This window comes from Tenacibaculum sp. HL-MS23, assembly GCF_032463465.1.
Taxonomy (GTDB): Bacteria; Bacteroidota; Bacteroidia; order Flavobacteriales; family Flavobacteriaceae; genus Polaribacter; species Polaribacter bernardetii.
The window spans coordinates 2348134-2359176 of the sequence record NZ_CP135989.1 but is presented as its reverse complement, the minus strand read 5'-3'; the positions used below and the strand labels follow the sequence as shown (position 1 = coordinate 2359176).

Annotated in this window: 11 protein-coding genes; 7 read left to right on the top strand and 4 right to left on the bottom strand. The window is 30.4% G+C overall.

Annotation, left to right across the window (positions count from 1 at the left end):
- The first annotated feature begins 83 nt into the window (after positions 1 to 83).
- Positions 84 to 1184, top strand: a complete 1101-nt coding sequence (locus tag RRF68_RS11005; protein WP_315944377.1) for a DUF4407 domain-containing protein — start codon at positions 84 to 86, stop codon at positions 1182 to 1184.
- Here RRF68_RS11005 and RRF68_RS11000 read toward each other — a convergent pair.
- Positions 1179 to 1637, bottom strand: coding sequence for an Lrp/AsnC family transcriptional regulator (locus tag RRF68_RS11000; RefSeq protein ID WP_315944376.1), 459 nt, complete (start codon positions 1635 to 1637; stop codon positions 1179 to 1181). The genes RRF68_RS11005 and RRF68_RS11000 overlap by 6 nt on opposite strands.
- A 164-nt stretch (positions 1638 to 1801) precedes the next feature.
- Between RRF68_RS11000 and RRF68_RS10995 the strand changes: the two genes are divergently transcribed.
- On the top strand, positions 1802 to 3001 hold the full coding sequence (locus tag RRF68_RS10995; RefSeq protein ID WP_315944375.1) for an aminotransferase class I/II-fold pyridoxal phosphate-dependent enzyme: 1200 nt from the start codon (positions 1802 to 1804) through the stop codon (positions 2999 to 3001).
- Positions 3002 to 3011: 10 nt separating this feature from the next.
- Positions 3012 to 3650, top strand: coding sequence for a MarC family protein (locus RRF68_RS10990; RefSeq protein WP_315944374.1), 639 nt, complete (start codon positions 3012 to 3014; stop codon positions 3648 to 3650).
- Here RRF68_RS10990 and RRF68_RS10985 read toward each other — a convergent pair.
- Complete coding sequence (locus RRF68_RS10985) at positions 3647 to 4669, bottom strand: metal-dependent hydrolase (RefSeq protein WP_315944373.1); 1023 nt, start codon at positions 4667 to 4669, stop codon at positions 3647 to 3649. The genes RRF68_RS10990 and RRF68_RS10985 overlap by 4 nt on opposite strands.
- An 80-nt stretch (positions 4670 to 4749) precedes the next feature.
- Here RRF68_RS10985 and nhaC point away from each other — a divergent pair, with 80 nt between their 5' ends.
- Both nhaC and RRF68_RS10975 read left to right on the top strand, forming a co-directional pair.
- Entirely contained in the window at positions 4750 to 6216 is a 1467-nt protein-coding gene (gene nhaC / locus RRF68_RS10980) for a Na+/H+ antiporter NhaC (RefSeq protein WP_218772163.1), read from the top strand.
- A gap of 103 nt (positions 6217 to 6319) precedes the next feature.
- Positions 6320 to 6772: a GNAT family N-acetyltransferase gene (locus RRF68_RS10975; RefSeq protein WP_315944372.1), complete on the top strand. Its 453-nt coding sequence runs from the start codon at positions 6320 to 6322 to the stop codon at positions 6770 to 6772.
- On the opposite strand, the gene RRF68_RS10970 is transcribed toward RRF68_RS10975, so the two are convergent.
- Positions 6723 to 6977 (bottom strand): hypothetical protein, encoded by a 255-nt coding sequence (locus RRF68_RS10970; protein WP_218772161.1) that lies wholly within the window; start codon positions 6975 to 6977, stop codon positions 6723 to 6725. The two genes, RRF68_RS10975 and RRF68_RS10970, sit on opposite strands and share 50 nt — an antisense overlap.
- Positions 6978 to 7257: 280 nt before the next feature.
- Positions 7258 to 9222, bottom strand: a complete 1965-nt coding sequence (locus RRF68_RS10965) for a putative porin (RefSeq protein ID WP_315944371.1) — start codon at positions 9220 to 9222, stop codon at positions 7258 to 7260.
- 70 nt (positions 9223 to 9292) lie between these two features.
- On the opposite strand from RRF68_RS10965, the gene RRF68_RS10960 reads away from it, so the two are divergent.
- Both RRF68_RS10960 and RRF68_RS10955 read left to right on the top strand, forming a co-directional pair.
- Complete coding sequence (locus RRF68_RS10960) at positions 9293 to 9892, top strand: ribonuclease HII (RefSeq protein WP_315944370.1); 600 nt, start codon at positions 9293 to 9295, stop codon at positions 9890 to 9892.
- A gap of 33 nt (positions 9893 to 9925) precedes the next feature.
- The gene (locus RRF68_RS10955) at positions 9926 to 10975 is read left to right on the top strand and encodes a nucleoid-associated protein (RefSeq protein WP_218772158.1); all 1050 of its coding nucleotides are present in this window, start codon (positions 9926 to 9928) and stop codon (positions 10973 to 10975) included.
- Positions 10976 to 11043: the final 68 nt, after the last annotated feature.

Below are 11043 nucleotides of genomic sequence, written 5' to 3'. Positions count from 1 at the left end.
AAAAATGTTAAAAGCCTCTTAATTGAGGCTTTTTTTGTAACATTTCTTTGAAAGTATCGTTCTTATAGTATACACTTATTTTTATGTTAAAACAATTTTTCTTAATTTGTTCGGGAGTAGACTTACTTTTAATTAAAGATTGCGCTAACGGAGAACAAAACAAATACGCAGGTATTGGTGCTACTGTTTTTTTTACAGCGCTAATGGCAACCATTGCTTGTAGCTATGCTTTATTTACAGTTTTCGACAACTTATACTCCGCTATCTTTTTTGGATTCATTTGGGGGTTGCTAATCTTTAATTTAGATCGTTTTATTGTTTCAACCCTCAAAAAAAAAGAATCTAAACGTCAAGAAATAGCACAGGTAATTCCGCGGTTGTTTTTAGCATTTATTATTGCTGTGGTAATTTCTAAACCTTTGGAATTAAAGATTTTCGAAAAAGAAATAAATCAAGTTTTGCTTACCGAGAAAAATCAAATGACGTTAGCTAATAAATCGCAAATTGCGCAACAGTTTACACCCGAAATAAACAATATTAATTCAGAAATTGCAATTTTAAAAAATGAAATTCTTGCAAAAGAAGGCGAAACAAATTCTCTTTACGAAACATATATTGCAGAAGCTGAAGGCACAAAAGGAACGAAGCGTTTAGGAAAAGGCCCTGTATACAAAGAAAAACGAGCCAAACACGATGCTGCTTTAGCTGAGCTACAATTATTAAAGGAAAGTAATAACAAAAAAATTAAAGCAAAAGAATTAGCGATTATAAACTTACAAGAAAATCAGAAATTAACAGAAACGAAAACCCAACCCATAATTTCTAATTTCGACGGATTAATGGCGCGTATAGAGGCCTTAAATAAACTTCCTTTGTTGCCATCTTTCTTTATTTTCTTGTTATTCTTAGCTATTGAAACTGCGCCTATTTTCTCGAAACTCATCAGCTCTAAAGGAGAATATGATTATAAACTCGAAAACCAGGAATCAATTATAAAAACGTGGATTCAGCAACAAGTACAGCAACGAGAAGCTATTTTAAAAACAGACATTGATATCAACAATAAAGTATATTCCGATTTAAAAACGGAAGAAGAATTATACAATTATAAGCAAAAAATGGCTCGTAATCTCATGAAACTTCAGGCTGATACTTTTTACAAAAACGAACAAAATATCTTATAAAATTATTGCATTAGAACTCTTAACCTTTCCTATAGTAAAAGTACTATGAGTACTCGCTATATGTTTTAAAGTAGTTAATTTATTTACCATAAAATCACGATATTCATCCATGTCTTTTACATAAATCTTTAAAATATAATCGTAATCTCCACTTACATGAAAACATTCTATTACTTCTTCTAGTTTATTAATTTCTCTTTCAAAAACTACAATGTTTTCTTTGGTATGTTTTTCAAGTTTTAAATGGCAAAAAACTAGAAAAGATTTTCCTATTTTATTTTTATCTAATAACGCTACATACTTTGTTATTACTCCTTCTCTTTCTAACTTTTTAACACGCTCGTATACTGCAGTAACCGACAAACCTAAACTTAAAGAAAGTTGTTTAGACGTTTGTTTACTATCTTTTTGAAGTAACACCAAAAGTTTTTTATCTATTGTATCTATTTTCATCTGAAAATCTAACTCCTTTTTTTTAATAAAGAAACAAAAAACGCTCTTTAAATCTGAAATTAATCTAATTTAAAGAAAAATAATCTAAAAGCGTATTATTTTATTGATTTACATTCAAAAAAAGAAGTGTTTTACAGCTTAATAAACAACTAACATTTTTTCCTATGGATTTTAAACCTGCAAACAATATTCAAGATTTACAATATTTTGGAGAATTTGGTGGAGTAAACCCTTCTATTTCTGATTCTTCTACCTATACTTTTTTAGAAGCAAAAACAATGCTCGATACTTTTGAAGGCAATACAGACGGGTGTTACTTATATTCTCGTCATACCTCACCTTCAAACTTATATTTAAGTGAAGCTTTGGCTGCTATGGAAGGAACTGAGGCTGCAAATGTTGCAGGTTCTGGTATGGGAGCAATTACACCAACAATTTTACAAGTTTGTAGTGCTGGAGATCATATTGTATCTAGCAGAACAATTTATGGGGGAACTTATGCCTTCTTAAAGAATTTTACTCCTCGCATGGGTATAAATACATCGTTTGTAAACATTACAAGGTTAGATATAGTAGAAGCTGCTATTAACGAAAATACTAAAATGATTTATTGCGAATCTGTTAGTAACCCGTTATTAGAAGTAGCAGATATAAAAGGATTAGCTGCTTTAGCTAAAAAACACCATTTAAAATTGGTGGTTGATAATACATTTTCGCCCTTATCAATTTCTCCTGCTCAATTAGGAGCAGATGTTGTGATTCATAGTTTAACAAAATTTATTAATGGATCTTCTGATACTATGGGAGGCGTTGTTTGTGCTTCTGCAGATTTTATAAACTCACAAAAAAGTGTGATTGACGGAGCTAGTATGCTATTAGGTTCTTCGATGGACTCTTTACGCTCTTCTTCAATATTAAAAAACATGAGAACTTTACATATTCGTATGAAAAAGCATAGTGAAAATGCTACCTTTTTAGCTAAGAAGTTTGAAGCTGATGGATTAAAAACAGTATATCCTGGATTAAAATCTCATCCTTCTTATGAAATTTTTAAATCTATGATGAACAAAGAATACGGTTATGGAGGAATGCTAACTATTGATGCAGGTTCTTTAGAGAAAGCAAATGCTTTGATGGAATTAATGCAAGAAAAAAACTTAGGCTACTTAGCTGTTAGTTTAGGTTTTTACAAAACATTGTTCTCTGCTCCTGGCACCTCTACTTCATCAGAAATACCTGAAGATGAACAAAAAGAAATGGGCTTATCTAATGGATTAATCCGTTTTTCTATTGGTTTAGACAACGATATTGAAAGAACATATCAAATGATGAAAGATTGCATGTTAAATACTGGAGTTTTATAAATAGTAAACTATGAATGAAGTAATCGCTTTTGGAATTTTATCTTTTACGTCTTTTTTTACGTTGATAAATCCTTTTGGTACCATGCCTATTTTTATGACAATGACAGCCGACTTAGATCAGAGTCATAGAACAAAAACGGCAAAAAAAGCATCGATAGTTAGTTTTATTACTATTTTAATTTTTGCTTTTTCTGGTCAATTATTATTCAACTTTTTTGGAATATCCGTTAATAGTTTTAGAATTGTAGGTGGTGTAATTTTCTTTTTAATGGGAATGGATATGCTGCACGCAAGGTTAGGGAAAGTAAAATTGAAAGATCCTGAAGTAAAAAACTATGTAAACGACATCTCTGTAACACCCCTGGCAATCCCTATGATATGTGGCCCTGGTGCTTTAACAAACGCAATTGTTATGATGGAAGATGCCGATTCTCTTGAGAAAAAAGTAGCACTAATTTTTACGGCTTTCTTAGTAATTTTATTAACTTATATAATACTATATAGTTCTTCTAAAATCATTAAAATACTTGGTCAAACAGGTATTAATGTAATGATGCGTTTAATGGGATTAATTGTTATGGTTATTGCTGTAGAATTTTTCTTTAGCGGATTAAAACCAATATTATTAGATATTTTTAGAGCGCTTTAAATTCCCTTAAATCGTTTTAAAAACTCGTTTAAGTCTTTTTTAGAAGGTGGATTTCCTGAAAACGGAACCATATCCCAGCGATTTCCATCTTTTTTTAATTCAAACTTAAATACTGATGTTGTAAAGTCTTTAGGATTTAATAACGGATAGCGTAAATCTAAATATTGTACGTTTTCTGAAGAATCTATTGGCACTAAATTGTAATAACCATTACTAAACCAAGTTAGGGTTTTTATATCTGGATGATTTACATCTAACAATTTTCTGTTTTTAGGAATCGTTAGTATTGTGTCTACTTTTACTTTGGTGTCTAATAAAGAATAGAATCCTATTTTATAATTCTTCTCTGTTTCTGCAACTCCGTACCACAAAACATTATTAAATATTGTTGGTTGTGTAGAAAATCTGCTATAAGAAATACCTGCTTCATCAAATGATTTTTTAAACACCCTATTTATATAAATCTTATTCCCTAAAGTAAATAACATGTAAGCCGAACTAATATAAACACCTGTTTTTACCCAGGCTACTCTTCTTGTTCTTTTTCGATTATAAAATATCGCAACAACTAAACATATTAAAAACGGCAATGTGTATAAAGGATCTACCACCGAAATATTATTAAATGCAACTCTATAATCAGAAAAAGGTAAAAACAATTGTGTACCGTAAGGTGTAAAACTATCTAAAAGAGGATGCGTGAAAATTGCTAAAAAATAAAGCCAAATCCAATTTTTTAATGTCGTTGTCTCGCTACGTTTACCTTTATTGTATAACTTAAAAGTGATCCATCCGAAGAGAAAAGAACTAAACACAGCAAATAAAATGGAATGCATAAACCCTCGGTGAAAAGCCATCGCATCAATTTCATTACTATACAACCATCCGCCAATAAACACATCTAAATCGGGGATTGTACCACCAATGGCTCCGAATAACAATGCTTTATTTCCAATCTTTTTACCAAGCACTAATTCGCCACAAGCAGCACCTAAAACAATTTGAGTTAATGAATCCATAAAAGCAAATGTAGTAAACGAATTCTACTTGTATAATTCTATACAAAATCGTAACATTACAAACCGAAAAAAAAGATACAATGCAAGACGATAAAAACTTATCTGAAATTAATATAGATAGCCAAAAAATTATTGATAATAAAGAATTAAATATTTGGGAAGCTTTAATTCCTGTAATCATTTTAATGAGTTTATTGGCGTATAATATTTTTTATGCAGACGGCGCTTGGTTAGGAGATTATTCTAATCAATATATTTTATTAATAGGAGGCTTAGTTGCTGCTGGTGTTGGGTTTTACAATAAAGTATCACTTAAAAAAATGGTTTCTGAAGTTTTAGAAAACTGGAAAAGTGTTTTCGTTCCTATTATGATTTTGTTTTTAGTTGGAGCTTTAGCAGGAACTTGGTTGGTAAGTGGAATTATACCTGCCATGGTATATTACGGATTACAAGTATTAAGTCCTGAAATATTTTTACCTGCATCGGTAATAATTGCAGCAATTATATCGGTAGCTACAGGAAGTTCTTGGACCACCTCAGCAACGGTAGGTATTGCATTGGTAGGAATTGGTAGTGCATTAGGAATTCCGACAGGAATGATTGCTGGTGCTGTAATTTCTGGAGCTTATTTTGGCGATAAAATGTCGCCTCTTTCTGACACTACAAATTTAGCTCCTGCTATGGCTGGCACCGATTTATTTACACATATTAAATATATGGCATATACCACAGTGCCAACAATTACAATTACACTTATTGTTTTTGCTATATTAAGTGCAACAATTGATACTACAGGAAGTACAGATATAAGTAATTTATTAGCGAGTATTAAAAATACGTTTCATATTTCACCGGTATTATTTATTGTTCCTGCAGTAGTTATTGCCATGATTTTATTAAAAACAAAACCATTAGTTGCCTTAGGTACTGGAGTTGTTTTAGCTGCTGTTTTTGCTTTTATTTTTCAAGGTGATGTACTAGATGCTTTATCTGAATCTAGATATCAATCAGTTTTAAATGCTGTTATAACAGATACTCAAGTACAAACGGATAATGAAAAGTTAACCGAATTATTTAGCGCAGGTGGTGTTGTTGGAATGCTATGGACCATCTTATTGATTATATGTGCTATGGTTTTTGGTGGAGTTATGGATGCTATTGGTGCCTTAGCAAAACTTACAAAAGAATTATTAGCAATAGCAACTTCTGTATTCGGATTATTTGCAAGTACCGTTATTAGCTGTTTAGGGTTAAATATTATTGCTTCAGATCAATATTTAGCGATAGTAATTCCTGGTAAAATGTTTAAACAAGCTTATGAAGACAAAGGTTTAGCGCCTGAGAATTTAAGTAGAACCTTAGAAGATTCAGGAACCGTAACTTCGGTATTAATTCCGTGGAACACCTGTGGTGCTTACCAAGCTGGTGTTTTAGGTGTTGGTGTTGGCGAGTATGCTTTATACGCCATATTTAATTACTTAAGTCCGTTTATGACGTTGTTGTTTGCTGCTTTTAGAATTAAAATCAGACAAATCGCTAAAAAATAAATACGTTATTACGAAGAATTTTTATTCCGAAGTAATCTTACAATCAAAAAACTATATTTTATAGATTCCGTCACTTTGTTCAGAATGAGGGAATCTTTTTTATATGATACAAAAAGCCACCATAAACGATAGGAATTTATTAACCAATATTGCTTTAACCTCTAAGGGGTATTGGGGCTATTCTAATGAATTAATAGAAAGTTGGCGAAGTGATTTAACTGTTACATCTAAAATGATTGAAGATGTATTTGTTTATAAATTTCTTCAAAAGGATAAAATTGCAGGCTTTTACATTTTAAACCAACCCATAGAAAATAAAATTGAACTAGAAATGCTGTTTATTCTTCCTGAATTTATTGGAAAAGGAATTGGTAAAAATTTATTATTACACGCTTTTACAAAAGCGCGTAACCTAAAAGTAAACAAACTAACTTTATTAGCCGATCCAAATGCGGTGGACTTCTATAAAAGCCAAGGGTTTGTTATAATTGACAAAAAGGAGAGTTCTATTCCGAATCGGTTTTTACCAATAATGCAGAAAGATTTAATAGCATAGATACTGTTAAAAGCAACCAAGGTAATCCGTGTAATAAAACATCAAACCAATCCTTAAATTGCATTGCTTGTTCACCTGAAAAAGCATTTCCTCCTAAAATCCATTTTAGTTTACCAACAATATGTGGCGGATTAAAAGGAGCCAATCCTAAGGTTAAACTAGCTATTAAAAATAGTTTCCAATTATTTTTTAATTGATTTTTCATTTTTTAGATATTATATGATATTTATAAATAGCGAAAAGAAAAATCAAAAATGAATGGAGCGTTATTAACAATAATATCTTAAAATAAAATCCAAATTCTATTTTATCACTTTCTCTAAAATAAATTAATAGTGTGTAAAAAAATAGAATTACGATATTACATGAAATAAAAGAGAATAACTCTTTCCATCTTGCCAGAAAAAAAATACTCAAAAAACTGAATGTTAATGAGAGTATAAGAAAAATCAAAATAAACAACATACGTAATAGTTCTTATTTAATTATATAAACCAATTCCAAACAATTCCAAAACGGATTACAAAATCTCTGTATGGGTTGTTAGAATCAGATAAATAATTCTTTTTTAAGAAAAAAGAACTCACATTGTCTGCCTTAAAGTAAATACGTGTTCTACGCACTCTTGCGTTAAAAAACACATCAACCGTAGGATAACCTATTTCAGTATCATTTTGCAGCCTGAATTCAGCTAATAACGGATTATAAGTATTGGCTTTGTATTCTGAAAAATAATTTAACGTAGTTCCTATTTGCACATATAAAGGATCTCCTTTAAACCAACTATCAGAATAATACAACGTATTTCTTGTTACAATCTCTGGCACTCTAAATACATCATTACCATTTGCTATTTTTTGATACATTACTGTGTTATCCAAAGCAAATTTTCCGAAAGTAAATTCTTTGGCTACTTTTGCTTTTAAATAATTAACACTCCCCGAAAATTGTTGCGGAGAACTTGTTTCATCAAAATAAGTATAATTATCAATATTTGTAATATCTACAGATGCATTTCCCCATTTAGATTCAAACACACCGCCTAATGTTCTTGTTCCTACAGCAGCAAAATCGTTTTCCCAATTATAGTCGTTATAACTACTTTGGTGCAGTAAAAAGTTAAAGTTTGGTAATTTGTTACTTATTTCTAAATGCACTTTTATCGTAAATAAACTATCCTTTTTATAAAAGGCTTCAGCTTTTAAATCGTTTCCAGAAAGTCTTGCGCTACCTGGTGTTAAATTACCAGAGGCATTTATATAAAAGTTTTTTATTTTTCCGTTCCAATTTGCACCAAAAGAAACTGCTTTTCCTATTAACTTATTCTTAGTAATTCCAACTAAATTATTCTGTAGGTTTTCATACCCATAACTATACGAGGTATATCCTGTTTTTACGCGGAACTTCCCCAATATATATTTAGAATTAAAATCTAAAAAAACTTCATTATTGTAAAGTAAATAACTGGCTTTATCATTTATGCTTCCTGATGTGTTTGCGTCACCAAAATAAGATGGTGTTGCAGTTGACTGGTTGAAACGATAGTATTTAGAATCTCTTGTAAAAGAATGTCCTATTTTTAAATTCGAAAAATCATTTTCATGTAAGCTATCTTTTGCTGATAGTAGCTTAAAGGTATGTTCAAAATACAAACGTTTTCCTTCTAGTGTATTTTCGGCATCATTTAAATTCACATCTAATCTACCTCTATTACCACTAAAGTTAGGATCGTCGTTTAAGAAAGCCTCTAAAGAAGTAGCTGTTAAACCTCCGTTTTCTTGATTAAAAAAATCTTGATTAACTGCCTGACCTTTTATAGCATATTGTCCTTTAGGAGTTTCATATTTAAAACTCATTCTAAAATTACCTGAACTTGATAATGCGCGCCTGTAAGCACCTAACGAACGAATCCCTTTGTAGGACAAGCCTACATTAAATCGTTTTGAAAAATTTGTGGTAAATAAAATATCTAAAACTTGTCCTTGCTCTAATCCTGTTCTATATAAAACTTCGGTTGTTGGTGTTGGCACATGGTAATAATCTACATCTTCTTTTTCGAAATAATTAAACTGTTTTGCTCGAAAACCAATATCAGGGAACTGAGAAATACCTTTAAAATTATATCCTAAATTATTAAATGTTTGTCCTTGGTTATGAAAGGGTAATAACTCGAAATTATCCTTTCTTAAAAAATTAAACTTATAATGCTTCTTTAACGTTAACGTAGTATCTACAATTGTAGTATCGTTTTTAAAAGAGATTATCTTATAATCGGTATACTTTGTTTTACCGCTAAGTTTTACATTAACCTCTCCTTCATATATAGAATCATTGCTCTGATTAAAACCACCTCTATTCCCTACATTTAAACCTCTCGGAAGGTCTCTTTTCTGAGAATACATTTGAGCGCTTAACACTAATAAAATAATGATTATAAAAAATTTCTTCATAATGACAAAAGTAAAATAATTAAACGACAAAAATTGTGAATAATTTCTTTGAAAACTGTTAATTTGTAATATGTTGAAATTAAATTATAGCGGACATATTTTAGAGGCAGGAACAGATGAAGCTGGTAGAGGTTGCCTATCTGGACCTGTGGTTGCAGCAGCCGTTATTTTGCCTGAAAATTTTCATCATGAATTACTGAATGATTCTAAGCAAATTTCAGAAAAAAAGCGTCGTGAATTACGCCCTTATATCGAAGAACATGCCTTAGCCTTTGGCGTTGCTTTTGTAGATCATAAAGAAGTAGATGAGATAAATGTTTTACAGGCATCTATAACTGGTATGCAACGCTCTATAGAACAACTTTCTCCGCAACCTGCATTTATTATTGTTGATGGTAATAAATTTAAACCTTATAAAGAAATTCCGCACGAAACAATTGTAAAAGGTGATGCTAAATTTATGAGTATTGCAGCAGCATCTGTATTAGCAAAAACATATAGAGATGAATATATGGAAAAAATTCATCAAGAATATCCGCAATATAATTGGCGAAAAAATAAAGGCTACCCAACAAAAGAACATCGAAACGCAATTCGTGAATTTGGTGCAACTCCTTATCACAGAATGACTTTTAAATTACTTCCCGAACAATTTAAATTAAAACTTTAGTTTCTCTATTTTTGTCTTCCAATATTTTAGAAGATGATTAAAAGAACGCGTGCAGAAATTAGCAAATGTATTATTCATAAAGTTGCTAATAAATACAATAGTGGCCAAAATGCTTTTTCAGAAAGCTTAGTTCGTTTCGATGAGGAAAGCTACGAATTATTGATGCCTTTTTTATTAAAAAACTTTGGTACAGTAACACAAAGTTATCGTTTTAACCATCATGCTGATGTTCGTTTAAACGAAATTAACAAATACACTTCTGATATTTTTGAAGATGAAAACACGTTCATAGAGCATTCTAAAAACATTGTAAATCACTTATACGAACAATCAAATTCTGCCAATATAAAAACAGGTGATGTTTTGGTGGTTTATTTCGAAGGCATCGAATATAAAGACATATTAACCGAAGCTGTTGGTGTTTTTAAAATTGAAAGTAAAGTAGATTTTTTACAAACATATTTAGATGATGATAGTTTTGATGTGGTTGTTCAGAAAGGAATTTCAACTAAAAAATTAGACAAAGGATGTTTAATCATAAATTCTTCTGATACTGAAGGAACCGTAATCTTATCAGTAGATAACAATAATTATGATGCGCAATATTGGATTAAAAATTTCTTAAATGCAAAATTTGCAGATGATCGTAATTTACATACTCAGAATTATTTAGAAATGTGTAAAGATTTTTCTGAAGAAATTATAAAACCTGAATTCGGAAAACATGAACAAAGCAATTTCTTAGCCAATACGGTTGATTATTTTAAAGAGCATGAAAACGTAGATTATCATGGTTTTAAAGAAGAAATTTTTGAAGACGAGAAACATAAAGGCATGTTTGAAGACTACAAAAAACATTTTGAAGGTTTGAATGATGTTTTAATCCGTAATAACTTTGAAGTTTCAGATGCGGTATTAAAAAAAGAAAAAAGTAAGTTTAAAACAGAATTTAAACTCGATACAAATATTCTAATTAAAATTGATGTAGACGCACCTGATGCTTCTTCAGAATATCTAGAACAAGGTTATGATGAAGAGAAAAAAATGAAATATTATAAAGTATTTTATAATACTGAAAAATAAGAATTAAAAAAGGGAACGTTTAAAATGCTCCCTTTTTTGTTACTTAATAAAATAAATTAAAGCCATAC

Coding starts and splice junctions, on each gene's coding strand:
- RRF68_RS10995 (WP_315944375.1), top strand. CDS start 1,802: ATGGATTTTAAACCTGCAAACAATATTCAAGATTTACAATATTTTGGA.
- RRF68_RS11000 (WP_315944376.1), bottom strand. CDS start 1,637: ATGAAAATAGATACAATAGATAAAAAACTTTTGGTGTTACTTCAAAAA.
- RRF68_RS10970 (WP_218772161.1), bottom strand. CDS start 6,977: ATGAAAAATCAATTAAAAAATAATTGGAAACTATTTTTAATAGCTAGT.
- nhaC (WP_218772163.1), top strand. CDS start 4,750: ATGCAAGACGATAAAAACTTATCTGAAATTAATATAGATAGCCAAAAA.
- RRF68_RS10960 (WP_315944370.1), top strand. CDS start 9,293: ATGTTGAAATTAAATTATAGCGGACATATTTTAGAGGCAGGAACAGAT.
- RRF68_RS10965 (WP_315944371.1), bottom strand. CDS start 9,222: ATGAAGAAATTTTTTATAATCATTATTTTATTAGTGTTAAGCGCTCAA.
- RRF68_RS10975 (WP_315944372.1), top strand. CDS start 6,320: ATGATACAAAAAGCCACCATAAACGATAGGAATTTATTAACCAATATT.
- RRF68_RS10985 (WP_315944373.1), bottom strand. CDS start 4,669: ATGGATTCATTAACTCAAATTGTTTTAGGTGCTGCTTGTGGCGAATTA.
- RRF68_RS10990 (WP_315944374.1), top strand. CDS start 3,012: ATGAATGAAGTAATCGCTTTTGGAATTTTATCTTTTACGTCTTTTTTT.
- RRF68_RS10955 (WP_218772158.1), top strand. CDS start 9,926: ATGATTAAAAGAACGCGTGCAGAAATTAGCAAATGTATTATTCATAAA.
- RRF68_RS11005 (WP_315944377.1), top strand. CDS start 84: ATGTTAAAACAATTTTTCTTAATTTGTTCGGGAGTAGACTTACTTTTA.